23 protein-coding genes are annotated in these 25,932 nt (G+C 42.5%); 1 reads left to right on the top strand and 22 read right to left on the bottom strand.

Annotated features, from left to right (window positions below):
* Positions 1–33 precede the first annotated feature (33 nt).
* The 14 genes from ABVC65_RS02415 to gatC all read right to left on the bottom strand — a co-directional run bounded on the left by ABVC65_RS02415 (position 34) and on the right by gatC (position 15,074).
* Positions 34–1,392, bottom strand: a complete 1,359-nt coding sequence (locus ABVC65_RS02415) for a ClC family H(+)/Cl(-) exchange transporter (RefSeq protein ID WP_004120405.1) — start codon at positions 1,390–1,392, stop codon at positions 34–36.
* 112 nt (positions 1,393–1,504) lie between these two features.
* Complete coding sequence (locus tag ABVC65_RS02410) at positions 1,505–1,924, bottom strand: fluoride efflux transporter FluC (protein ID WP_004120402.1); 420 nt, start codon at positions 1,922–1,924, stop codon at positions 1,505–1,507.
* On the bottom strand, positions 1,921–2,478 hold the full coding sequence (locus ABVC65_RS02405; RefSeq protein ID WP_016811205.1) for a fluoride efflux transporter FluC: 558 nt from the start codon (positions 2,476–2,478) through the stop codon (positions 1,921–1,923). Before ABVC65_RS02405 ends, ABVC65_RS02410 begins: the two co-directional genes overlap by 4 nt.
* A gap of 37 nt (positions 2,479–2,515) precedes the next feature.
* Entirely contained in the window at positions 2,516–3,817 is a 1,302-nt protein-coding gene (locus ABVC65_RS02400) for an adenylosuccinate synthase (RefSeq protein ID WP_353582517.1), read from the bottom strand.
* A 104-nt stretch (positions 3,818–3,921) separates the two neighbouring features.
* Positions 3,922–4,974 (bottom strand): class II fructose-bisphosphate aldolase, encoded by a 1,053-nt coding sequence (gene fbaA / locus ABVC65_RS02395; protein WP_353582516.1) that lies wholly within the window; start codon positions 4,972–4,974, stop codon positions 3,922–3,924.
* Positions 4,975–5,048: 74 nt separating this feature from the next.
* The gene (locus tag ABVC65_RS02390; RefSeq protein WP_353582515.1) at positions 5,049–5,408 is read right to left on the bottom strand and encodes a chorismate mutase; all 360 of its coding nucleotides are present in this window, start codon (positions 5,406–5,408) and stop codon (positions 5,049–5,051) included.
* 7 nt (positions 5,409–5,415) lie between these two features.
* Positions 5,416–5,913 carry an Lrp/AsnC family transcriptional regulator gene (locus ABVC65_RS02385; RefSeq protein ID WP_004114142.1) on the bottom strand — a complete coding sequence of 166 codons (498 nt, stop codon included), beginning with the start codon at positions 5,911–5,913 and terminating at the stop codon, positions 5,416–5,418.
* A gap of 434 nt (positions 5,914–6,347) precedes the next feature.
* Positions 6,348–8,342: a transcription termination factor Rho gene (gene rho, locus ABVC65_RS02380; protein WP_353582514.1), complete on the bottom strand. Its 1,995-nt coding sequence runs from the start codon at positions 8,340–8,342 to the stop codon at positions 6,348–6,350.
* 179 nt (positions 8,343–8,521) lie between these two features.
* Positions 8,522–10,141, bottom strand: coding sequence for an NAD(P)/FAD-dependent oxidoreductase (locus ABVC65_RS02375; protein WP_004120384.1), 1,620 nt, complete (start codon positions 10,139–10,141; stop codon positions 8,522–8,524).
* A gap of 103 nt (positions 10,142–10,244) precedes the next feature.
* Positions 10,245–10,559 carry a DUF2469 domain-containing protein gene (locus ABVC65_RS02370; protein ID WP_004105898.1) on the bottom strand — a complete coding sequence of 105 codons (315 nt, stop codon included), beginning with the start codon at positions 10,557–10,559 and terminating at the stop codon, positions 10,245–10,247.
* Complete coding sequence (locus ABVC65_RS02365) at positions 10,556–11,479, bottom strand: GNAT family N-acetyltransferase (protein ID WP_353582513.1); 924 nt, start codon at positions 11,477–11,479, stop codon at positions 10,556–10,558. The genes ABVC65_RS02370 and ABVC65_RS02365 overlap by 4 nt, the downstream gene beginning before the upstream one ends.
* Before the next feature lie 221 nt (positions 11,480–11,700).
* Entirely contained in the window at positions 11,701–13,200 is a 1,500-nt protein-coding gene (gene gatB / locus ABVC65_RS02360; RefSeq protein ID WP_004120380.1) for an Asp-tRNA(Asn)/Glu-tRNA(Gln) amidotransferase subunit GatB, read from the bottom strand.
* Positions 13,201–13,232: 32 nt separating this feature from the next.
* The gene (gatA, locus tag ABVC65_RS02355) at positions 13,233–14,774 is read right to left on the bottom strand and encodes an Asp-tRNA(Asn)/Glu-tRNA(Gln) amidotransferase subunit GatA (RefSeq protein WP_353582512.1); all 1,542 of its coding nucleotides are present in this window, start codon (positions 14,772–14,774) and stop codon (positions 13,233–13,235) included.
* Positions 14,775–14,777: 3 nt separating this feature from the next.
* Positions 14,778–15,074, bottom strand: a complete 297-nt coding sequence (gatC, locus tag ABVC65_RS02350; protein ID WP_004114131.1) for an Asp-tRNA(Asn)/Glu-tRNA(Gln) amidotransferase subunit GatC — start codon at positions 15,072–15,074, stop codon at positions 14,778–14,780.
* A 499-nt stretch (positions 15,075–15,573) separates the two neighbouring features.
* On the opposite strand from gatC, the gene vly reads away from it, so the two are divergent.
* On the top strand, positions 15,574–17,124 hold the full coding sequence (gene vly / locus ABVC65_RS02345) for a cholesterol-dependent cytolysin vaginolysin (RefSeq protein WP_004120373.1): 1,551 nt from the start codon (positions 15,574–15,576) through the stop codon (positions 17,122–17,124).
* Between the two features lie 166 nt (positions 17,125–17,290).
* Here vly and ABVC65_RS02340 read toward each other — a convergent pair whose 3' ends face one another.
* The 8 genes from ABVC65_RS02340 to ABVC65_RS02305 form a co-directional block, all read right to left on the bottom strand.
* Positions 17,291–18,280: an ABC transporter permease subunit gene (locus ABVC65_RS02340; RefSeq protein ID WP_004120370.1), complete on the bottom strand. Its 990-nt coding sequence runs from the start codon at positions 18,278–18,280 to the stop codon at positions 17,291–17,293.
* The gene (locus tag ABVC65_RS02335; RefSeq protein ID WP_016812447.1) at positions 18,277–19,284 is read right to left on the bottom strand and encodes an ATP-binding cassette domain-containing protein; all 1,008 of its coding nucleotides are present in this window, start codon (positions 19,282–19,284) and stop codon (positions 18,277–18,279) included. The genes ABVC65_RS02340 and ABVC65_RS02335 overlap by 4 nt, the downstream gene beginning before the upstream one ends.
* Before the next feature lie 129 nt (positions 19,285–19,413).
* The gene (locus ABVC65_RS02330; protein WP_353582511.1) at positions 19,414–20,220 is read right to left on the bottom strand and encodes a TrmH family RNA methyltransferase; all 807 of its coding nucleotides are present in this window, start codon (positions 20,218–20,220) and stop codon (positions 19,414–19,416) included.
* A gap of 57 nt (positions 20,221–20,277) precedes the next feature.
* On the bottom strand, positions 20,278–21,126 hold the full coding sequence (locus tag ABVC65_RS02325) for a hypothetical protein (protein WP_353582510.1): 849 nt from the start codon (positions 21,124–21,126) through the stop codon (positions 20,278–20,280).
* Positions 21,127–21,181: 55 nt separating this feature from the next.
* Positions 21,182–22,522, bottom strand: coding sequence for a DNA recombination protein RmuC (gene rmuC, locus ABVC65_RS02320; RefSeq protein ID WP_116712122.1), 1,341 nt, complete (start codon positions 22,520–22,522; stop codon positions 21,182–21,184).
* A gap of 54 nt (positions 22,523–22,576) precedes the next feature.
* Complete coding sequence (locus tag ABVC65_RS02315; protein ID WP_076002561.1) at positions 22,577–23,308, bottom strand: hypothetical protein; 732 nt, start codon at positions 23,306–23,308, stop codon at positions 22,577–22,579.
* Positions 23,298–24,392: a hypothetical protein gene (locus ABVC65_RS02310; protein WP_353582909.1), complete on the bottom strand. Its 1,095-nt coding sequence runs from the start codon at positions 24,390–24,392 to the stop codon at positions 23,298–23,300. Before ABVC65_RS02310 ends, ABVC65_RS02315 begins: the two co-directional genes overlap by 11 nt.
* Positions 24,393–24,925: 533 nt before the next feature.
* Positions 24,926–25,693, bottom strand: coding sequence for an ABC transporter ATP-binding protein (locus tag ABVC65_RS02305; protein ID WP_004133980.1), 768 nt, complete (start codon positions 25,691–25,693; stop codon positions 24,926–24,928).
* Positions 25,694–25,932 lie beyond the last annotated feature (239 nt).

Genomic DNA, 25,932 nt, shown 5'->3' with positions numbered 1-25,932 from the left:
ACATTGCTGTTTTTGTTGGCTGTTTTTGGTGTACTAACGTACGAGTTTTGGACTGGAAGCCATATATCTTTCAAGAAGTTCGCCATAGATTGGTTTAGTGCGCAAAATATCGGATACAAGAAGCGCAATAAAAGCAGACGCAGCAACTGGAAGAGTGTGAATCATTGTTCCTGACATTTCTACAGTGAGCAAAATCGAAGTTAGAGGAGCTTTTACAGAAGCCGAAAGCGTGCCAGCCATAACGCACACTGTAAAAATAGGCATTAGCTTTGAGTCAATGCCAAGAAGTGGAATGCTTATTATTGCGCGAGAAGCAACGCCGCCTGCAAGAGCGCCAACAGCAAGAATTGGCATAAAAATTCCGCCAGGCGCGCCACATCCAAAGCTCGTAGAAGTAAATAGCATTTTTGCAATAAACAGAAGGCACAAAAGCGCTATGCTTACTTTGCCATATTCAGATAGCTTAACAAGATTAGAGCCTCCACCTAGAACATCCGGCAAATACAAGCCAACAGGGATTGCGATTAAACATGCTACAGATACAGGAGCCCATTTTGGCAAATACTTATACAATGTTTGCAATCCAAGTAAGGATCTGTTCATTAGAGAGCCAATAAGTCCTGCAAAAATGCCAAGTGGAATCAACCAAAAATGAAGCGCCATTGGCAAGTCTGGAATTCTTCCAAAGTCTAAAACAGGTCGAAGCCCAAAGCATGTTTGAGACACAAAATCAGCGCAAATAGATGCAGCAGCAGCTCCCATAAGAACCGTAGAAGACAATCCGTGTTGAACTTCTTCCATAGCAAACATAAGTCCAGAAAGTGGAGCGCTAAATGCTGCGGATAAGCCAGCTGCAGCTCCAGCAGTTACAACATAATGCTCTTGAGTATCGTTTTTATCGCCTTTTCTAAAAATACGAGACATCATTTGTGCGCCGCAAGCTCCGATTTGAATCGAAGGGCCTTCGCGCCCAAGAGACAAGCCAAATAGCGATCCCAACAATCCACCTACAAATCGAACAGGCAAAATGGTATTCCAGCACATTTTTAACCCGCGCTGAACATATCCAACAACTTGTGGAATGCCGCTTCCAGACGCCATACTTTCTTTGCGACTCATCCAGCCAATAAAAAGCCCAGCAACAATTGCAAAAACCACACAAGGCACAATCCAAAGCATGTTTTGCAATATTTGCGCATACATCCATCGCGCAAAATCAGTTCCGTACTCAATTCCAAGTCTATAGGTTGCTACAAGCGCGCCAGAAACAAGACCAACAACTACGCCAGCAAGAACCATCTTCCATCTAAGATGCTTAAGCGTTTTAAGAACGCGATCAGAAAAGTCGCGCAAAAAATCGCGTATAAAACCGCCTACGTTCTTTAAAGTCACAATAAACCTATTCTTAAATCAAATCGCAAACAAATACATCAAGCATTTTAACATTTTTAATAACACAATAAATATAAATAAATAAAATACGTCAATTAATAAAATTCAAAACTTAAGACTTTAGAAGTAAAAACATTACAAAACACGGTCCAGCGTATGCAATAAATGCGCATAAGAATGGCACTATTAGTTCGCTAACAAAAAGCCATAGTCCAAGCTTGATTTTCTTTAGCTTAAACAGGCTTACGACTTCTAAGATTGCGGTTGAAAACGTTGAAAATCCGCCTAAAAATCCCAATGCGCACGTGTAAATAATAGTCGAAGCAAAAGTTAAATCGTATATAATCGAAGAACTTAAAAATACAACTAAGCCCATTATAAAAGACGCAAAAGAGTTGATTAGCAAAGTCGCGATTGGAAAATCATGGTTGTAAACGCGCCCAATTGCGTCAGATATTGCACAACGAAGAACAGCACCAAGTCCAGCGAAAACAACAGGCAGCCAAAAAAGAACATATGCATAAGACATCATTTTGCACCGCCCCTGTTAGCGTCTATTTTATTGATGGCGTTTGCATCACCAGCATTTTTTACGCTGCCATTGCCTTTAAAAACAAAAATTTTATCTCCAATTAGACTCCCAACAAGCACTGCTAAAACGCCAAGAACCATAGACAACGCCATAATGGCAATTACTTCTACAATGTTCATTGCAGTAAATGCGGAATGCGCACCCTCAAAAGCAAAAGTAGACATTGTTGAAAGTCCGCCGCAAAATCCTGTGCAAAAACCGTATTTTATTAAGTCTTTGTTCTTGCTGCGCAATCTTTGTGCAACAAGCGAACTCACTAAAGCAAGAATAAAACATGCCAAGATGTTAGACAAAAGAGTTGCAAAAGTAAAGCGGCTAAAAAGCATAGAATATCCCGAGTCCCAATGCATGCCGTACGTAAAACCACCTATTTCACTACGCACAAAAGCGCCAAGCAATCCACCAATAAACACAACAAAATATGTTTTTGCACCAAGTGATTTACGCTTGAGCGCGTTATGCGAATTGGGGCGATTACTACTTGGAATACTCATAGTTTTTAGCCGCCTTAAATCGCTATTTAAATAGCCACTAGTCAATCAGCGAATGAACGCTAATAATATGGTCGCGCTGAGGACCAGTACCAATTGCCGAAATGCGGCACTTGGAAAGTTCTTCTAAGCGCTTTACATAGCTTTGAGTATTTGCTGGCAATTCTTCAAACTTGTGAATTTGAGAAATATCCTCACTCCAGCCTGGAAGCATCTCGTAAACTGGCTTAGCGCTAGCAAACAGAGACTGATCTACTGGCATTTCGTTCACTCTCTCAACGCTTCCGTCAGCCAAAGTTACATCGTAAGCTACGCAAACTGGAATTTCTTTTAAACCAGTCAAAACATCTAACTTGGTAAGAACAATATCAGTTAAGCCATTTACGCGAGTAGCATAGCGGCTTACAACGGAATCAAACCATCCGCATCGGCGAGGGCGACCAGTAGTTACGCCATATTCGTGACCCTGCTCACGCAGCCAATCGCCACTTTCATCCAAAAGTTCTGTAGGGAATGGACCTTCACCAACACGAGTGATATAGGCTTTAGCAACTCCAATCACTCGCGTAATACGAGTTGGACCAACGCCAGTTCCCGTGCAAGCACCTCCTGCAGTAGGATTTGAGGATGTTACAAATGGGTAAGTTCCATGATCGACATCCAGCATAGTTGCCTGACCGCCTTCAAAAAGCACGGTTTTGCCATTTTCCATAGCCTGATTCAGTATAAGCGAAGTATCTGCAACATAAGGCTTCAAACGCTTTCCAAGCTCCACAAGCTGTGCTGTAACATCATCAATATCTATTGGATGCTGGTTGTAAAGTTTAACTAACATTTGATTCTTTTGATGCAAGCTAGCTTCAACCTTATCCCTCAAATGTTCTGCATTAAATAAATCATGCACACGAATACCAACGCGATTAATCTTATCTGCATAAGTCGGGCCAATTCCGCGACCTGTTGTACCAATCTTGTGCTTGCCTAGGAACCTCTCCGTAACCTTGTCAATTACGCGATGATAAGGTGTAATCACATGCGCAGACTCGCTCACTTTCAAACGAGAGCAATCAACACCTCTAGATTCAAGTGCGTCAATCTCCTCAAACAGAACTTCTGGGTCTATAACAACACCATTACCAATAACAGGAGTTACATTAGGGCTGATTATACCGCTAGGAAGTAAATGCAAAGCGTAAGACTCGTTTCCCACAACAACAGTATGTCCAGCGTTATTACCGCCATTAAATCTTGCGACAATATCTACCTTAGAACCAATTAAATCAGTCGCTTTGCCTTTACCTTCGTCACCCCATTGAGCGCCAATAAGCACAATTCCAGGCATGCTGAACCTCCATTTTTGGGCTAACGTTGCCCAAATAAACACAATTCCTACGTGTTAAGACTAGCGCAAAGCCAATACCGAATTTAATTTGCAACTTGATGAACTTATAAGGCTTTACCAGCAGAGCCAAGCTGTACACAGGCTTCAACAACACGCTGAGCCATTGCTTTTTCTGCCTCTTTGCCCCAAGACCTTGGGTCGTAGAGTTTTTTGGCTCCAACTTCTCCATCGATTTTAAGAACAGAATCATAGTTTCGGAACATGTGATCTGCTATTGCTCGAGTAAACGCATATTGCGTGTCTGTATCGATGTTCATTTTTACTACGCCGTAGCTTACAGCTTGCGCAATTTCTTCGGGAGTAGATCCAGAACCTCCATGGAATACCAATAAGAATGGTTTTGTTGGCACACCAAACTTGCGATTACATAAATCAAGCTTGTACTTGTTGTATACAGCGCTTTGAATGTTGTCTAGCAACTGTGGTCGCAGCTTAACAACACCAGGCTTGTATGCACCATGCACATTGCCGAACGTAAAAGCAGCCATATATCTTCCGCTCTCTGCCAAACCTAATCGCTCAACTACTCGCATAGCGTCCTGCGGCGTTGAGTATAGTTTTTCATCAATGTCTGCTCTATGACCGTCTTCTTCGCCTCCCACAGCCCCAATTTCAATCTCTAACACCGTATGAGCCTTCGCCGACGCCTCAAGCAATTCTTCCGCAACGTCTAAATTGTGTTCAAGCTTAACTGTGGATCCATCCCACATATGCGATTGAAATATCGGCTCTTTGCCGTGCGCAACTTGATCTGCCTCATAAGCCAAAAGTGGCTTAATCCAGTCATCTAAATAGCTTTCTGCACAATGATCTGTATGTAAGGCAACGGTAATATTTGGATATTGCGCTGCTACTTGATGCGCGAATTGAGCAAACGCTAGCGAACCGACAACGCGATTATTTACGCACTGTCCCGAAAAATACGCGGACCCCCCAACGGATACTTGAATAATTCCGTCGCTTTGCGCTTCTGCAAATCCTTGAAGTGCAGCGTTTAAGGTCTGCGTGCTAGTAACATTAATTGCAGGATATGCGTATCCGCCTTTGCTTGCAGAATCAAGCATTTGCGCGTAACGTTCAACAGTTGCGATAGTCATATTTTTATTATGACTCTAAGCGCGCATATTTTTTAGATTTTATTAGATTTGACTATACTTGTGTCTATTTTTGACTATTTCTGGCTATTTTTGATTTCTTGATGGCGCTTTTTTGCGGCAGCTACAACAAAATGTAAATATTCGAGCGCAATTTCTTCTTTTAATCCAGATATTTCAGCAATTTTTTTAAGTCGATCTGCTTGGCGATTTTCTCTAGATTTATCTTCCGCAGCAAGATTTGCGCGCGCTTTTATCTCTCCGACTTTTTCTGTGACTTTAAAGCGCTCTGCTAGAAGTGAAACAACTGCATTGTCAATATTGTCGATCGATTGACGCAACGCAAAAATCTCGTTCATTGAATCGTTGCGATCATTGCAACTAGGTTCAATCAAATGATTGCGCGCGTCAACCGATTCTTTAGGAAATTCACACATATTACTTCTAGTCGAAATAAGTCTGCAAAACCATAGTTGTTTCTGTGCTAACTGGCACAATTCTGTGAATTGTGTTAATTAGCTCTTCTAGCTTGCTAGGAGTTGCAACGCGAACTACGAGCATAAAACTTGGGCTTCCAGTAATCGAATAGCACGCTTCAATACCTTCAATATCTTTCAACTTGGCTGGAACAGATGCTTCTTGCTCAAAGTCAAGAGGTGTTACAGCAACAAATGCGCTTACTGGCAAGCCTCTGCGCTCATAGTCAATCAATGCACGGTAACCAGTGATAATTCCTCTGCGCTCAAGCTTTTGTACTCTAGATTGCACGGCAGAAACCGATAATCCAGATGCTTTAGCTAGTCTGGTTAATGTTGCACGACCATCGTGTTCAAGAATATCTACGATAATCGCATCTGTAGAATCTATAGGAGCAACTGTGCTCACATTGGCGTTCAAGCCAGAAGGAATATTATTTTCAATCTTATGAGAGTTTCCTGTCATACGACCTCCATCCTCATATAGCGCATCTTTCTGAATACTTTCGTGGATTTCAGATTGCGCTACCCTGCAGTCTATTCAATCGTATCGTATTTTTTAACGAAAAAGAACAAAATTATATAAAAAATCACGGTTTTTCACATTAAATATCAAATGTTTATGAGAATAAACTTTTGACAATTAATTATAATTATTTAATTTTTATTATTTGCATACGCATTATCAATAGTAAAAATTACCAAGAATAGTGTATTTTATAGGAAATTAATTATATATAAACGTATATTTTTTTTGTTTTAAAACACAAAATAAGTTTGTAATAAAAACAGTATTAAAAAATAAACAATAAAAATTACCCCTCGATTGATTAAACCAAGGGGTAATTTAAAGTGTATTTTTTAAAGTTATATTTATAAAATTACACGAGCATAACCTACTTAAGCAGCGGTTGCTGGCGACCCACCATTTGTAGAATTATTCGCTTGCTGCACAATCGCCGCGAGAAAATCGCGATTTGACGCAGTTTTCTTTAAGCGTGGCACCAAAGTCTGATAAGCCTGCTCTGGCTCAAGACCGCCAAATAGTCGCCTCAAGCGATAAATAATAGGCAATTCTTGAGCAGGAGTAATCAACTCTTCGCGGCGCGTGCCAGAAGAATTAATATCCACGGCTGGGAACAAGCGCTTATCTGCCAAATCACGACTCAAGCGAAGCTCCATGTTTCCAGTGCCCTTAAACTCTTCGAAAATAACTTCATCCATCTTTGAACCAGTTTCCACCAAAGCGGAAGAAATAATAGTCAAAGAACCGCCATTTTCAATGTTTCGAGCAGCACCAAAGAACTTCTTAGGTGGGTAAAGCGCCTGAGCATCTACACCACCCGAAAGAATACGACCAGATGCAGGAGCAGCAATATTGTATGCGCGAGCAAGACGAGTCATAGAATCAAGAAGAACAACAACATCTTGGCCAAGCTCTACAAGTCTCTTAGCACGCTCAATCGCAAGCTCCGCAACAGTAGTGTGGTCTGATGCTGGACGGTCAAATGTAGAAGAAATAACCTCGCCTTGAACAGTGCGCTCCATGTCGGTAACTTCTTCTGGACGCTCGTCTACAAGAACAACCATCAAATGCACTTCTGGATTATTAACAGCAATCGCGTTAGCAATATTCTGCAAAGTGATTGTTTTACCAGCCTTAGGAGGCGAAACAATCAAACCACGCTGACCCTTACCAATAGGAGCCACAAGATCAATGATTCTGCCAAGCATACGATTTGGCGTAGTCTCCTGCTTTAAGCGCTCTTGCGGATACAAAGGCGTGAGCTTAGCGAATTGCGGACGATTCTGAGCATCTTCTACGCTCATGCCATTAATGCTGTCAACGCTTTGCAAAGGAACAAACTTTTGGCGCTGATTCCTACGATCACCTTCGCGAGGAGCGCGAATAGAGCCTTGAACCGCATCTCCCTTGCGCAAACCATACTTTTTGATTTGGCTCATAGAAACATAAACATCATTTGGACCAGGCAAATATCCAGAAGTGCGCACAAACGCATAAGATTCAAGCACATCTACAATACCAGCAACTGGAACAAGCTCTTCTTTTGGTTCCTCTCTACGAGAAACTGATTCACGAGACTCGTGATCTTCACGAATATCATTGCGATCAGAACGATCATTCCTCGCAGGACGATCTTCACGCTCTAAATGATCAGAGCGATCCGAGCGGGAATCGTAATCATCCCTATCGCGTCCACGACCACGCATACGGCGTTGATATCTGTCATTCCTATCTGAATGCGCATCATAATCGTCATCGCCATTAGAACGCGAAGCTCCGCGTTGCCTGCGAGATTCAGAATCACGATTTGCGTTAGAATCAGAAGACTTTTCACTTGGCAAAGTAGCAAGAATCTGATCTAAATCATCTTCCGAATCATTTGCATCATCCGAGTTATTTCCGCGATAATTATCTTTAAAATCAGACTGACGACGACGCTGAGATTGATTATCACGCGTAAACTCACGACGACGCCTAGACTTACCGCTTCTATTTGAATCTTCGGATTCATCAGATTCAGAAGATTCAACAGAATCAGGCAAGCCGAGATTTTCTAACAAATCCTCATCGGCAGACTTGCGAGCAGACTCACCACTATCGTCACCAAAATTGCGACGCGACCTAAAAGATGAAGATGAATCGTATTTAGAATCATCCCCATCATTAAGCGACGAACGACTATCCCTAACAATGCTTTTAGGAACATGTACGCTAACTCCTGCTGGCGCATCCCCACCATTTCGCGCAGCGGTAAGCGTAGCAATCAAATCTGGCTTGCGCATTGTAGACGTACCGCGCAGACCCATTTGCTTCGCAAGATCCTTAAGCTCAGAAAGCTTCATATCATCAAGATTTTGGCTTGTTGCCACAGTTATACCTTTCCCTGACCCCAAGAAACAAACTACTTGGAGCTTTACATGGAAGATTTCGGAAAAATCCGTTGTGAATACAACGATAAGCACATAACAATGTGACTTAACCGCTGATAAATGTATGCTACTACACTCATGCGACTCACAACAACACGGCGTGGCAAAAAGAAAAAGCGCTACTTCTTTTCGTGATATGACTTCTCTGTATTAACAGACCAAACATTATCTTTAGACTGTTTTCCACTGTTAATATTAGACACGGCTTCAATAGCAGTAGCCATAGAATGATCCTGATTATTGTAACGATGCTGACCATTTCTACCAACACAATACAAATTACCAAAACCATCCAAATACTTAACAAGCTCAGGCATCTGAGCATAAGTATCGAAGTAAGCTGGATAAGCCTTTGGAACACGCTCACGATGAGCATCCAAAACATCATCTTCGCCATCAATAACCTGCATGCGAGTAAGCTCATCAATCGCAGATTTACGAGCCTCTTCGTCGCTCATATTCCAGAAATCATCGCCCTCATTGCAGAAGTATTCAAGACCAATCCATACAGTGTTGTCAACATCCTTAACAAGATATGGGCTCCAGTTGTTAAAGATTTGCAAACGACCAACTTTGTATCCTGGATCCTGCACATAAATCCAGCAGTCAGGCACAATAGGAGGATTACCTAACGTTGGAATATCAGTCGTATTACGCAAACGCATACGCTTAACAAGAAGTCCCACGGTTACAAAATCACGGTAAGGCAAGCCTTTAGCAACTCGTTGTAATTCGGATGGAACCTGCACGGACTCATTTCCTTCAGCGCCATGCTCAATAGCTGCAACCAAATCTTTTATTGGCATAGAAGAAATAAACTGATCCGCATGAAGCTCTTGCTGCAAACCATCTTGATTTTCAACGACAACACTAGAAATTTTACCGTCGCACTGTTTAATCGCCACAACTTTTGCATCTGTTAAAACAGTAGCGCCATTTTCACGGCAACGGCGTTCAACAGTCTCCCAAAGCTGACCTGGACCAAGCTTAGGGTACCAGAATTCTTCAATCAGCGAAGTTTCAACTTCCTTCTGATCCGCCTTACTCTTAGGCATAAGTTTTGAAACAGCGTTCTTCAAAACTTCAACAATGCTCAAACCCTTAACTCGCTGAGCACCCCAATCTGCAGAAATCTGACTTGGATGCCTACCCCAAAGCTTCTCGGTATAGCCCTCGAAGAACATTGAATAAAGTTTCTTACCGAAACGGTTAATATAAAAGTTCTCAAGATTAGTTTCTGGCAACTTGTGAATCATAGACCAAAGGTAGCTAAAACCAACCTTCATAGTAAGAACAAAGCCCATAGAGCGCAAAGTAGACGCAGAAAGCGAGATAGGGTAGTCGAAGAAATGATGATTCCAGAAGATTCTAGAAACGCGATGACGCTTAAGCATAACCTCATCTTCGACTTCAGGATCTGGACCGCCATCCTCTAAATCATGATGTCTGCCAAGTTTTTTGTCGTCGTAAGAAGGAGCGCCTTGGAGCGGCAGCATATCTCGCCACCATTGCATAATGCGATCATCTTTAGAGAAGAATCGGTGACCGCCAATATCCATACGGTTTCCGTTGTATTTTACAGTGCGAGAAATTCCGCCAAACTCTTTAGATGCCTCAAGAACAGTTACATCGTAACGATTACTTCCACCATCTTTTACAAGCTCCCACGCAGCCGTCAACCCTGCCGGACCGCCACCAATAATCACTACAGATTGTTTCTGGGATTGTGTATCAGTCAATTTTCCTCCATACCTAAAAGACGCTTTATAAAGTCAAAATCGCAAAATTGCAAGCACGTATCTATATTAAAATCTAAACATAAGCTTTACTAGCATACTCTTATCATGCGATAGATTCTGGAATATCGATATCTGTTTTCTGCACTTCTTCCACATTTACGTCTTTAAACGTAACAATACGAACGTTTTTCACAAACCGCGAAGGGCGATACACGTCCCACACCCAAGCGTCTGTTAATTGCACGTCAAAATACACATCTTGACCTGCAGAACGCACGTTAAAATCCACCTTGTTTGCCAAATAGAATCGTCGCTCAGTTTCTACAACGTACGTAAAAAGCTTAATAACGTCACGATACTCCTTGTACAACGCAAGCTCGGCGTCAGTTTCGTAATTGTCGAGATCTTCAGCGCTCATCGCTTCCCTTCCGCATTATTGCCATTAGTGTTACGCTTACGACCGCGTCCTATAATACGCCACCATGCGCGTTTAGAAGAATCTTCTTTGACTGTAGCCGCATTATACGGCCATGATTCGTCGGAATTATCTTTGCTAACAGGTATTGCAATTGAATGCTCATGTGCACTTAACGCTTCACAAACACCAGGATTATCTTCAATAACGTGCAGACCAAAAGCGTCTAGAGAACGAATGGCATCATACTCATCCACGAGAGTGTCCATAACAACAAAATCTTGATATTTTTGATTTTGCGAATCCCACAAAGCATCTCTAGCTGTTCCAGTTTTTACAAAACCAAGAGACTGATAAACAGAAAGAGAACGCGTATTCGCTGCTGGAACACCAACCCAAATCCTATGCAATGCTAAACCAACTGTGTCTGGAGCAAAACCATACGTCATAACTCTAGGCATTGCATCTCTGGAATACCCGCGTCCCCTATAGTCGCGTCCTAGAATCACCTGAATTCTAGCGGATTTAGACCAACCATCAATGTCAATCAAAAAAATCATTCCGATAATATCGCCATTGGTATTTTTAGAGTCATCAATAAAATCTGGCACAATCGACCATGCGATTGTCGGGCGCGATTGCGCATCTCCAATAGCTCCAGCATAATCAGACATACTTTTATCATTATTGCCCAAAGACCACTGCACAGAACGCTCAACCCACGCATGAACCATAGAACGTTCAGATTGTGAATCCTTGCCAGTTATAACAGCCGCACCATCAAAAGCATGTAATGAATCCATCCTCGCTAAATCTTCGATGGTTGCTTGCCTAAGACGAGCCATCTCGCCACGTATTGACGGAATTACAATACTTTCTGGTAACTCTCGAGAGTTTGTAGAGTCAGCATTGACTTCCTGCATATTCACCTGTTTCCTGTACCTAATTGACCTTGCGTTACAAAAAGTTCTACAAAAAGCATAAGCAAAATACAAATGCGTAAGCAACTACAATATAAGATTACACTTTTTGCACTTTACACAATGCTATAAAACACAAGGTTAAAACGCAAAGCATAAAATGCAAAAAGTGCATCTATAAACTATTCTTTTCTAGCTAAATTTTAATCTAACTAAAATTTAAATCAGCCCTTAATCTTTGCCATCACGATCTTAGTAACAGCTTTAGCATCAGCCTGACCTTTAGTCGCACGCATAACAGCGCCAATAATTGCACCCATTGGCTTCATATTTCCAGCCTTAAGCTTTTCTGCAACTTCAGGATCAGCAGCAAGAGCAGCGTCAACAGCAGCTTCCAAAGCGCCGTCGTCGTTCATAACCTTGAATCCATGCTTCTTAACAACTTCATCAGGCTTACCCTCGCCAGCCAAAACGCATGCAACAGTTTGCTTAGCGAGCTTATCGTTAAGATTGCCGTCTGCAATTAGCTTTTCAACTTGCGCCACATCTTGCGGAGTAATAGGCAATTCTTCCAAAGTCACGCCACGAGTGTTTGCTTCGCGAGCAAGCTCACCAAGCCACCACTTCTTAGCACCTGCCGCACTTGCGCCAGCCTTAACGGTTTCTTCAACCAAATCAAGAGCATCCGCGTTCAAAATATCACGCATTTCAAGATCGCTAATACCCCATTCGCTTTGCAAACGGTTACGGCGCTCGCGAGGCATTTCCGGCATTTCTGCCTTCATGCGCTCAATATGCTCTTTAGTGATGTGAAGCATAACCAAATCAGGATCTGGGAAGTAGCGATAATCGTCAGCGTCGGACTTTACGCGGCCGCCAGCAGTAGTCTGAGTTGCCTCATCCCAGTGACGAGTTTCCTGCAAAATCTCGCCGCCTTCGCTCAAAATAGCAGCCTGACGACGAATCTCATATTGCAGAGTCTTTTCAATACCGCGGAATGTGTTCACATTCTTAGTCTCGGAACGCGTACCAAATGGATCGGTTGGCTTTCTGCGAAGCGAAACATTCACGTCAGCGCGCATATTGCCCTGCTCCATACGAGCATGGGAAATGTTGAGCGCGCGAACAATATCGCGAATAGCGCGCATGTATGCGCCAGCAATTTCTGGAGCGCGGCTGCCAGCACCTTCGATTGGCTTAGTTACAATCTCGATTAAAGGCACGCCTGCGCGATTGTAATCAACCAAAGAATGATTTGCGCCTTCAATACGACCGTCAGCGCCGCCAACGTGAGTATTCTTACCAGCATCATCCTCAATGTGAGCACGCTCAATCGGAACGCGGAATACAGTGCCATCTTCAAGCTCAACATCCAAGTAGCCATTGCCATTAGTAGGCTTATCGTACTGGGAAATCTGGTAGTCGCGAGGCATATCTGGGTAGAAGTAGTTCTTACGAGCGAACTGGCTCCACTCAGCAATCTCGCAATGCAACGCCAAACCGAGCTTAATAGCGTAATCAACTGCAGTCTTGTTTACAACTGGCAAAGAGCCTGGCAAACCAAGGCTTACAGGAGTTAGCTGAGTATTTGGCTCGCCACCAAAAGATACTTCTGCTGGGCAGAACAGCTTTGTGCGCGTGCTCAACTCAACGTGAGTTTCCAAGCCGAAAACTGGGTCAAACTGCTCCACAGCATCGGCATATTTCATAAGTTTTTCAGCCATGAGAATCCTTCTTATTTAAGCTTTATTTCACTTTACTTAGCCAATGAATCGAGCCAGCCAGCTTTAAGCGACTTCCAGATTGGGCCGCTCCACTTTTCTTCGAGCGCTGCTTCCAACGCTGCTGCAGGCTTGTACATCTTTTCATCATGGCATTGCGGAGCAATAATCTGAATACCAACAGGCAAACCATCGTCACTTAAGCCAGCTGGGAGGCTCAAAGCTGGAACGCCAGCCATGTTTGCAGGAATCGTAGCAATATCGTTCATGTACATGGAAAGTGGATCGTTCATCTTCTCACCAAACTTAAATGCCGTTGTAGGGCTTGTTGGGGAAACAAGAACATCTACCTTATTAAACGCTTCTTCAAAATCGCGAATAATAAGCGTACGAACCTTTTGTGCAGAGCCATACCAAGCGTCGTAGTAGCCAGCGGAAAGTGCGTAAGTGCCGAGAATAATACGGCGCTTTACTTCGTCGCCAAAGCCAGCTTCGCGAGTTGCGGCCATCATGTTTGCTGCAGTCTGAGGCTTGTCTGCTGGCGGCATTACGCGCAAACCGTAGCGCATGCCATCGTAGCGAGCCAAATTAGAGCTAACTTCAGAAGGCATAATAATGTAGTAAGCAGCCAAAGAATAAGGGAAATGAGGGCAGGAAACTTCTGTTACTTCTGCACCCATATCCTTAAGCAATTGCACAGCTTCATTAAAGCGTGCTTCAACGCCTGGCTGGAATCCGTCGCCACTAAGCTCCTTAACTAAACCAACCTTCAAGCCCTTCAAATCGCGGCGAGCGCCCTCGCGCGCAGCCTGAGCCATTGGAGGAACAGGAGCTGGAATAGAAGTAGAATCGCGCCTATCGTTGCCGCCGATAATTTCCTGCAAAAGCGCAGAGTCAAGAACGGTACGAGAAACAGGACCAATCTGATCCAAGGAGCTTGCCATAGCGATTGCACCGAAACGGCTGACTCCGCCGTAAGTTGGCTTTGCGCCGACTGTACCAGTTAAAGCGCCTGGCTGGCGAATGGAGCCGCCAGTATCTGTACCCAAAGCAATAGGAGCCTCGAATGCAGCAACAGCAGCTGCAGAACCGCCGCCAGAACCTCCAGGAACGCGCTCAGTATCCCAAGGATTGCAAGTAGTTTGATAAGCAGAATGTTCTGTAGAAGAACCTTGAGCGAACTCATCCAAATTAGTCTTGCCAAGAATTGGCATGCCAGCTGCCTTGAGCTTTTCAATAACAGTAGCATCGTAAGGTGGAACCCAGCCTTCGAGAATCTTAGATGCTGCAGTGGTTGGAATGCCCTTAGTAACAATCATGTCTTTAATGGCAATTGGAACGCCTGCAAGCTCAGGCAATCCTTCAGTCTCACCCTTAGCGTTCTTAGCATCAAAAGCATCTGCCTGCTCAAGAGCAATATCTGCAGAAACGTGTAAGAATGCTTTAATTTCTGGTTCGGCTGCTTCGATTACTGCCAAGTGAGCTTCAACAAGCTCGCGGCTAGAAACTTCTTTAGCTTTTACAGCCTTTGCCATATCGGCAGCAGAAAGTTTTACTAAATCTTGAGTATTAGTCATGTTTTATTCCTCCCCCAAAATTCGAGGCGCTACAAACATGCCAGACTCACTTCTAGGAGCACCAGAAAGAGCTTCTTCTTGAGTCAAAGGTGTAGCAGGCTCGTCTGGTCGCAAATACGCTTCAAGAGGCACTGGATTTGCAGTAGGTGGCACATCTTCGCCAGCAACTTCCTGCACTTTATTAATAGATTCTGCAATGACGTTTAATTCGCCTTGCAAGCGACTGATTTCTTCGTCGCTTAAAGCAATCTGAGATAGAACGCCCAGATGCTCAATTTCTTCGCGTGTGAATGTAGGCATAACCTCAACTATATGTGTGATGCGTGACCTTCTTATAGAAGAAAAAAGCAATATTGATAAAAGATTTACACACGTTACTGTAGAAATATTTTCCCAATTTTAGAACATGATTGTCGATCCATATTTTCTAGGGAAAATTATGTGTAATATTAAAAAAATTTTATTAGTGAGACAATAAGCGAAATAACAATTATTATCACATACAGTTTTCATAAAATTAACGAGTATAAAATATGTGAAAACGAGGGTCTATGCATGTCAACACGCCATGAAATGGAAATAATTCAATAAAAGAATGTTGGCATTCCAACCTTCTTCATACGTTTATTTGCAGAATAAAAAAATTTGTTTTATTCCACTATCCCAGAAATAAAAAAGCATGTAATAATTAAATGCTATGAGATATTAAGCTAATGCAGCGAAGCATTCCATGCATAGAAGCAAATAAGTTACGGTATCTCATAAAAAATAACATAAAATATAAAATTGAAGGACACATATGAATAACACAAAGTTCTACCGTAATGCAGCAATGTTGTTGCTTGCAGGCGCAACTATTATTCCACAATGCTTAGCAGCACCAGCAATGGCCGCTCCTGCAGCTAAGGATTCTGAGCCAACTGCATCTTGCGCAGCCAAGAAGGATTCTCTGAATAATTATTTGTGGGATTTGCAATACGATAAAACAAACATTCTCGCCCGTCATGGCGAAACCATTGACAACAAGTTCTCCAGCGACAGCTTCGACAAAGGCGGCGAATTCGTCGTCGTCGAGCACCAAAAGAAGAACATCACCAATACAACTTCAAATTTGTCGGTTACTTCCGCCAATAATGACCGCGTATACCCAGGTGCGCTGTTCCGCGCTGACCAGAATTTGATGGACAATATGCCAAGCCTGATTTCCGCGAACCGCGCTCCAATCACATTGAGCGTTGATTTGCCAGGCTTCCACGGCGGCGAAAGTGCTGTAACTGTTCAGCGCCCAACTAAGAGCTCTGTAACTTCCGCAGTGAATAGCTTAGTTTCTAAGTGGAATGCACAGTATGCTGCAAGCCATCATGTTGCAGCTCGCATGCAGTACGATTCTGCAAGCGCACAAAGCATGAACCAGCTTAAGGCTAAGTTCGGTGCTGATTTCGCCAAGATTGGCGTACCACTGAAGATTGATTTCGATGCTGTGCACAAGGGCGAAAAGCAAACGCAGATTGTAAACTTCAAGCAAACTTACTACACCGTAAGTGTTGATGCACCAGACAGCCCAGCTGACTTCTTCGCACCATGCACTACACCAGAAAACTTGAAGAACCGCGGAGTAGACAGCAAGCGTCCACCAGTATATGTGTCCAATGTGGCCTACGGCCGTTCAATGTACGTAAAGTTCGACACCCGCAGCAAGAGCACCGATTTCCAGGCTGCTGTTGAAGCTGCAATCAAGGGTGTTGAAATCAAGCCAAACACCGAGTTCCATCGCATTTTGCAGAACACTTCTGTAACTGCTGTGATTCTCGGCGGCAGCGCTAACGGTGCAGCCAAGGTTGTTACCGGCAACATCGATACGTTGAAGGCTTTGATTCAGGAAGGCGCCAACTTAAGCACCTCCAGCCCAGCAGTTCCAATTGCTTACACCACTTCCTTCGTCAAGGATAACGAAGTAGCAACTTTGCAAACCAATAGCGATTACGTTGAAACCAAGGTTTCTTCTTACCGCAACGGCTACTTGACTTTGGATCACCGTGGAGCTTACGTAGCTCGTTACTACATCTACTGGGATGAGTATGGCACCGAAATTGACGGCACCCCTTACGTGCGTTCTCGCGCTTGGGAAGGCAACGGCAAGTATCGCACCGCTCACTTCAACACAACTATTCAGTTCAAGGGCAATGTGCGCAATCTCCGCATCAAGCTTGTTGAGAAGACCGGCTTGGCTTGGGAACCATGGCGTACAGTGTATGACCGTTCCGATTTGCCACTGGTTCGCCAGCGCACAATCAAGAACTGGGGTACAACCTTGTGGCCACGAGTTGCTGAAACTGTGAAGAACGACTGATACTTATCACAATTTCAAAAAATAACTTAATAAAGATAATTTAATAAATAATAAATTAAATATAAGTGAATACAAAAAGGGCTTTATCTTGTAGTTAAATCTTTTGAATCTACAGAGTAAAGCCCTTATTGTTTTTACAAAATTATTTGCAGAATATTTAAATATTTTAGATATCGCGATGCTTTTCAACAACGTGGCCAATTGCATACATGACTACGCCCCAAGCGAGAACCACCAAGCCTGATTGCCACCATGTGAAAATATATGCATTTGGTGGAAGCTGTGCACCCGAGTTAGGGGAGCTGCCCAAGAATTTCTCCACCGCTGCGGCTGGCAAAATCTGAATAAGTATTGAATTCCACTTCGCGAAATTGCTCGCAAACATAATAATGCTAACAACACTAGGCAAAATCATCACGGCTCCAATAACGCACATAATTCCGCCAGCAGTTGACTTGCAAATCATGCCAAAACCGTACGCCATTGCTGCTACAACAACCATAATTGCAGGAGAGCCAAGGAACAGCGTAAGAGGCAATTTCCACGCGTTGCTTCCAGATAATCCAGAAGTGCTATCTCCTATAAAGGCTAATTCTGCAGCGCCTAGCGAAACTGCCATTGCAATAAGTTGCACTACAAAAACGTAGATTGCAACCGCAATAAACTTAGCCGTAAAGAACATACCCCTTCGAGGTACGGCAGTAAGAGAAGCCTGAATTGAAGTCGTAGAATGTTCCGCGGTTACAGCGAGCACTGCAAAAATCGACAAAACAATCAAAGATACAGAAGCAAAACTAATAACTAAGTGGAAAATGCTATCTTGAGATGCAATAAGGCTGCCTTTATTGCTCGGCCCAACAGTAATTGCAGCGCTTGATCTACCTTGATTTGCTCCATTCTTAATGTCAACTTTAGACATTGCTTTTTGCACAATCGCGATAATAAAGCTAAAGATTACTGGCAAAACAATAGCTAATGCCATGCACCACCAGGTGGATGAAAGTCCGCGCAACTTAACAATCTCAGATTTAAGCGTGTGCATGAATGTAAGGCGTAAGTGCTGAGCGTTCATGCTGCGGCCTGTTTTGTACGCGTTGGATTGGCGTGCGTTGGACTCAGAAGATTGCACTTGTTGATTTGCTACTTGCTCACTCATTTTGCACTCTCCTTATTGTTAGATTGCTCTGCATGCTGCTTGCTGTCTGGCTTTAAATCGCTGCTAGGAACAGTCTTAGTAACGTACTGCTCCTGGCCATGCGTAAGAGCCAAATATGCTTCCTCAAGTGATGCGTGCTCTTGATTTAGCTGATATACCAAAATTTGATTATCCGCAATTTCGCGAGCAAGCTGATTAAGCTCACATCCTGTTATTCTAAAAAGCTCGCCTTCTTGAACGTCTTGAGGAGTGCGAGTATCTTGCAAAATCTTGCATTCAGGATTGTTTTGAGCAAGCACAGACTTTAGTTTTTCGCCTTCTGGAGTTACAAGTCGCACAGCGTGCTGAGAATGTGCGTCAACAAAATCTTGTACTGTTGTGCGCTCCAAAATTTCGCCATGAGCAATAATCACAAGATTATCTGCAGTAAGCGCAACTTCGCTCATTAAGTGCGAACTAAGTAGTATTGCTCGGCCTTCGCTCGCGTAATACTTGCATAATTCGCGAACCCACTTAACGCCTTCTGGATCCAAACCGTTAATTGGCTCATCCAAAATAAGATTGTGCGGATCCGCTAAAAGTGCTGCAGCAATCGAAAGACGCTGACTCATACCGAGCGAGAAAGATCCTGCTTTGCGGGTTTTAACACTTGATAATCCAGTAATATCAATCACTTCGTCAACGCGCTTTTTTGATATTCCGTGAGTTAAAGCCAGCGAATACAAGTGATTGTATGCCGTTCGGCCTCTGTGAGCAGACTTTGCGTCAAGAACTGCGCCAACTTCTGTCATTGGGGATGCGATTTTTGTGTATTCTTTTCCGTCAATAAGAGAAGTGCCGCTATTGGCATGAATAAGATTTAATGCGCAACGCATAGTAGTAGATTTACCAGCGCCATTAGGTCCTAAAAAGCCAGTGACTTTGCCGTCTTCTGCGACGAAAGAAACGTCGTTAAGCGCTGTTTTTGCGCCAAAACGCTTTGTAATATGTTGGAATTCTAACATAAATTAACAATATCACAAATAGAAAAAATAAACATCAAATGTAAGCGTTTATGAGTACAGGCTGCTGCGTTTTGTAATGCGATTGTTTATTTGTGATTGTTTGTTTATATTCGCTTGTTTGTAGCTTTATCAGCAATTTGGTGATGCATGTTGCGCAATCCACGCGTGCATGGAAACAGCCGCAGCAGCTCCTGCGTTTAGCGAGCGAACAGAGCCGAATTGCGAAATATAAACAACGTCATCCGCCATCTCTAGTGCTTTTTTAGAAAGACCTGGACCTTCCGCACCAAAAAGCATAAGGCAACGTTTAGGGAACTTGTAGTTTTCCATAGCAACAGCGCCTGGAATAATATCAAGCGCTATAACGCGCGCGTTTTTAGCGTCTTGTTCCTTAATATTTGCGATTTTTTCGGCCTTTATATTGCCTTCTGCTTGCGCTTTAAGCAAAAGTTGATGCGCTTCTTTCGCTTCTTGTGCTATATTTTCGCGCCAATTAGTTACTAGAGTTTCAATAGTTGGGCAGCACTCAACGTATTGGTAAAGCTCGGTCATTAACGAGCCTTTACGATTCCATTTATGAGGCCCTACGATATACACTTTTTTCGCAGTAAACGCGTTTGCAGTGCGAACCATAGAGCCTATGTTGAAATCGTGAGTCCAATTTTCTACAGCTACTTCAAACTCATGACGACCTTTAGAATCAAGATCCGCTTTTATGGCTTCTACTTTCCAGTACCGGTAACGGTCTAAAACGTTACGCTGGTCGCCTTCGTCTAGTAATTCAGTACTAAACCGCGCATCATAATTTGGCGATTCTGGATTATCTGGACGAGGTTCACCTGGATGCTCGTCTTCCCATGGGCCAACTCCTATAGGTCGAAATTCTGGCTCATCGGAAGCTTTTGCAGCCAAAGTAATTGGATTCGGTTCGTGCATGTGTGAGTTTTGCTCCGTTTAATACTTTTTCTTAGTATTGGCAGCTAGTAATTGCAACTAATCTTGGCAGCCGTCAGTTGCGCAATCGCCTGTGCAACCTGACTTGCAATGACCACCGCAGCAGTTATCTTCACAGCATGGCTCAGTGCAACCATCGTTAGCACAATCACCCGTGCACTCTACTTTGCAATGGCCACCGCAGCAATTGTCCTCGCAGCATGGCTCAGTGCAACCATCATGAGCACAATCACCCGTGCATTTAACCTCGCAATGACCGCCACAGCAATGATCGTTGCAGCAATCTTCGTGTTCTGCATCTGCGCGTAATTCTTCTTCACCGAAAGCTTGAACAAATGCCATTTTAGTACTCTCCTCACTTATTGGATTTACTAATTGAAGATGCCTTGTGCCTTGTTCGTCGGCGTCAACACCACCAATTAATGCAACTATAGCAAGAATTTGCGCGCCTTGCTGATTAACAATGCCAAAATCAAGACTTAATTCATTTCCGTGTCGTAAAGTCACAAGCGAAGAAGTTTGAACATACGATTTTTCAGAAAGCCAAGAGTCAAGTAACAATACTCGCTTGCCTTTAACTGACGGACCTTTTGTTGCAGGGAAAACAAAATCCATAACAAAGCCGTCGAGTGCAATTCCTTTACGTTCTGCAGCATGAATAAGCGCAAAAACCATAGGCACTGCAGCAGCAGTTAACGCTCCAACTGCGTCAACATCGCGTTCTAACGAATACCCAGCTTTCTCAATTGCATCAAAAAGAACATCACCAACCAACTTGGAGCCGCGCTGAGCAAATGTAACAGAAAACAGTTCACTAAATGGTTTCGCACTCATATCCACACAAAGCATGCGCTTAAGTTCCGCGCGCTCTTCTTGTAATTCTGTCATTTTGCACTCCTTAGCGTTAGAGTTGTTCAATTTTTTATGCTTTGATATTTTATGCTTAACGATCTTCTACTGATACTTCCGGAGCGCTCAGCTCTTTAACATCAGCTTTATCAGAATCTATAAGATCTATTGAAGCAATAACTTTACTTTGATCTAACTTCTGAAGTTTACGCGCTGTCACCAACACTCTAGACTCAAGCGAAGAAGCAAACTTATTGTAAGCTGCAACTGTTCTTGCCAAAGATACGCCAAGTTTTGAAGCATTTTCTCCAAGAACAGCAAAGCGATCGTACAATTCTCGAGATAAATCGAAAAGTTCTTTTGCGTCATCTGTAAGACTTTGCTGCTGCCATGCGTAAGCAACAGACTTAAGCACAGCCCACAAAGTCACTGGAGAAGTGAGTGCTACTTTTTGCGCAAAGGCATCATCCATAAGCGTTGGATCCGCCTCAAGAGCCGCCTGAAGCAATGCTTCGTTTGGAATAAATGCAACTACAAAATCTGGTGCTGTTTCAAAAGCCTGCCAATATGCTTTAGCTCCTAACACTCTAACGTGTTCTCGCAAAGCCTTAGCGTGCGCTTTTAGAAGCTCGCTCCTTCTAGCTAATTCTTCGTCACTTGCGTTATCTGGGATTTCGCAAGCACGCTGATAATCCGCATACGGAACTTTTGCATCAACTGGAATTGTTTTGCCTCCTGGCAGATGCACAACCATATCTGGCCTCTGCTGTTCGCCATTTACTCCCGTTACAACAACTTGCGTATCAAAATCAACATGCTCAAGCAAACCTGCAGATTCCACAATATTTTTTAGTTGAGCCTCGCCCCAAGCTCCGCGAACCTTATTATTTCGCAATGCTGCAGAAAGCGAACTAGTTTCGCGGTCAAGCCTTGTTTGCTGCTCGCTTAAGCCTTTAAGCTGAGTGCTCAGCACACCCATTTCTTGCTTACGCCCTTCTTCAATCTGCGAAACTTTATTCTTCAAAGCTTCGAGATTATCTTTTACTGGAGCAAGCGCTTCCAAGACTTTACCTTGCTCTTTCAAAGTTTTTTCACGATTTAATCGTTCGCGTTCTTCTCGCTCTGCGCGCAATTGTTCTTCGCGATTCACTCGCAATTGTTCTGCTTGCTGTGCTTTTAACAGCTCAGACTCAACAAATTTCAATCGTTCAGCAAGCTGCTCTGCTTGTGTGCGATACCGTATAGCCTGATTGCCATTTTCTTGCGCTTGAGCGCGCGCTTGCTCGTACTGCGAGCGCAATTCGTTAAATTCGCGTTGGTTTACGCCATTAGCGCCTTGCGTTCCAGAGTTGTGCTTAACAATAGCCAGCACAATAACAGCGGTTATTGCTACAGCAACCACCATTAAAACAAGCATCACAATATTATCGAACATACGTTCTATTAAACACTATTGATTCGACTTTTGAAACATAATTCAACACGTCTTTTAAGCACGTTCAAAATAAAGCAATCCACGTCCACACGTGCCACTCCATAGGCAAACTGCAATTACAGTAAGCACAACAACGACATATAACAATATGGATTGTCCAGGAATTACAGGCAAAGTTCCAGAAGGATACCATCGCAAAATCAACCCAATTTTACTTTGCAAACCTTGTGTGGCAATGTTCATCACCGCTAAAAAGACGCCAAATGCAAGGCCGTAAAACCTTCCAAAACAGGCTAATCCAATCATTATGAGCACAATATCAATCCAAGCATTACCTAAAATCATCTGCAATGTACTCAATAACTGCAAGTCAATTATACGAACAATTAACACTGAAGCGCCGAATGAAACAAACAAACACAATAAAGCAGCACTCAATGCATATATTCGCAACCTTTTCATCACGAAACGTTCCCACGATACCATAATCGGAGCAAGGCAAACGAATGCCGCGGCAATAAACCCAACTACAATAACTTCATACAGAGGAACAACAAAATTAACAACACTACTACCAGATTGACATTGAAACGTTATACCTTCTACCGCATTATGCACATTAGCAGAATCTGGCAAACAAATATAACCAACATAAACTGGCAACTGCGTTACAAATGATCTGAATATAACAAGCATTAAAGAGGGAAGGACTACGGACAATAAGATTGCAACGATTGCAACAATATAATGCCTACCTTCAAGCCAAGCGCGAAAATTATTTTTCATGCTTATCACCAAGTTCCGATAAGACTTGTTGTGGAGTTATGAGGCATTGATTAAGTTCTTTAACATGATTTTTTACAAATTGTTTCAGCTTAGCATCATCAGCATTATTAATACTCATAGCCACTTTATCGTTTGCCTCACCTGGAATAAATCCATATGACCCATACACATCATTACTTATACGAGAAGGAAGCTGAGCAAGCAAAAATGCTGTAACAGAAGCGTTTGAATCAAGATTCTTTTTTACATATACTTCTTTCATAGCACTTGATGCACATTTTGCAGGCACAAATCTTTGTAACACTTCTTGAGCGACACCAGTCATATCACCATATTTCTCAGAACGCCTAACAAATGTATCTGTTTGTTGTTGAATAACAGTAGCTTTAAGATTATGTAACTTTATTAAACCACTATTAGTAAGATTCCAAGATTTTTCAGTATTTGTTGGAGTAAACGCATTTCCAAGCACAAGCACAATTCCTTTGCCTTGCGAATCTCTCTGATTCTTAGGAAACCAAGAAGCAACAGTTTTCAAATGTTTAACAGCACGAAGTCTACGAATATAAGCTTCTTCAGGATGTACACAAACAGAAAAAGCAGTATCTTTAAACGTCGTACACTGAGGCACAAAAGGTCCAGAGCGAATCCAAGGTTTTGGACCCCACATAGCTATACAACAAGCGCACACTATTGGCATAATTAAAGAAAGACTTATTGCTTTTATGCACCAATAAGATCCCTTTTGCCAAAAATATCTAATATGCGCGCAACAAAGAATGCATGAAACGATAACAACACATACAAAGAATATGCGCAAAGTCACCAACCATGGGTTCATTCGCAAACCAGGCTCAGCACCAATACCAGCATCCGACACTGGAAGTATTGCGTATAAACTACTACCCCAATATCTAAGAAAAATATCTCCTTGAGGTATGGTGCCATTACGCATTATAATGACGCCATAAATACAGCACCAAATTATTGCAAAAGATAATAAAGCTGAGAATACAATTGCCCAACGATTGCCAATAATTACTCCTAAAGTAAAACCAATTGCAAAAAATGCACTTGGCGTCACGCCTCCACATAATAGTGGAAAATACGGGAAATTTGCAATATTTACATCACTCTGAATTACTGTTGGCAATATACTTACGCAATATAACAAACTGCACAGTATAGCGCCTTTTAATATAGGAATAGCGTAACGACTGGCTGATTTTCCTGCACACCACGCAGGATTAACCAAACATCTGGGCGAGCAAGCTTTACATGAACACCATGCGCCAAAAATGCAAGCAACAATATCAGACAAACAATGCATCCACGTGACATCAATTCTTAACCAAAGCGCATAATTATTATTATGCGCTAAAAAATTTGCCACACCCAAAAAAATAGGATATGCAATCAAAAATAAGCTAAAAATACAACTGCTTATTAGAGATAATGGGGACATAATATGTGAAACAATCGTGCACTTCTTATGACTTTTCGTAAAAAATCCGAATTCAGTTAAAAAGTTAGAATATTGACGCATATTTAATCACATCCCTACTTGCTACCACATTAACGAAATAAGAAACTATACATATCCAGTTACTGCTACTACTAATTTTTATGAAATTTAGATAGCAAATGCCTATACCCTGATTCCCATGGAGTTACCATAAGATCTTCACGATTAGCATATTGAAGAAGATTATCCATTTTCCCATCAAGCAATATAATTCCTTCATTAAGAACTATAACCCGATCCGCAATTACTGCTAAATCTTCTACTAAATGTGTACTGACAATAACAGTATGCTTTTGCGAATAAGACTTAAGAAAATTACGAATATCAATACGCTGCTCAGGATCTAAACCAACAGTAGGCTCATCAAGTATTAGTACTGCAGGCTGACTAGCAATCACACAAGCAATACCAGCACGCTGACGCTGACCTCCTGATATTTTAGCAACGATGCGATGTGCTTGTTTTTCCAAGCCAACCTGTTTGAGAGCATTCCAAGCAGCTTGATACGCAGCACTCCACGATAGACCTCGCGCCCATGCGGCATATTGAACATTTTTTAACACACTCGATGCATTCATAAGTTCAAATGATTGTGGCAAATAACCAATATTTGACCGAGCTTTAGCCCTTTCCGCACGATCAGTTACGTCAAAGCCATGAACAAAAAGTTTTCCACTAGAGGGAGCATAAATAGTCGCTATAACGTTAAGCAGAGTAGTTTTCCCAGCACCATTTGGCCCCAAAAGACCACATATACCAAAAGATAAATCTATAGAAAGATTATGCAAAATTTGTTTTTTCCCATACGAAAAATTCACATTAACAAGTTGAACATCTGAGCCCGTATATGATTCTTGCATATCTCACCACTTAATAACTAGACTACTTACCTACAACTTCGTATATTTTCTCTGTCTATTCCAACTACAGAACCACTCATCTGAGCATAAGCTGACATTGGCATAGCATAAACAATAGCAGCAAGCGAACTATTGCAAATCCTTTCTTTGCGAACATATTCGTATCTCCATTTTCAATCTGCTTCATAACGTATTCAGCCCTGAATACGTACGCTTATTCTATAAGAATTCAACATAAA

Source organism: Gardnerella vaginalis (genome assembly GCF_040427915.1).
Taxonomy (GTDB): Bacteria; Actinomycetota; Actinomycetes; order Actinomycetales; family Bifidobacteriaceae; genus Bifidobacterium; species Bifidobacterium vaginale_C.
Note: the sequence above shows the minus strand (reverse complement) of the source record. Positions and strands in the feature narration are given on the sequence as shown.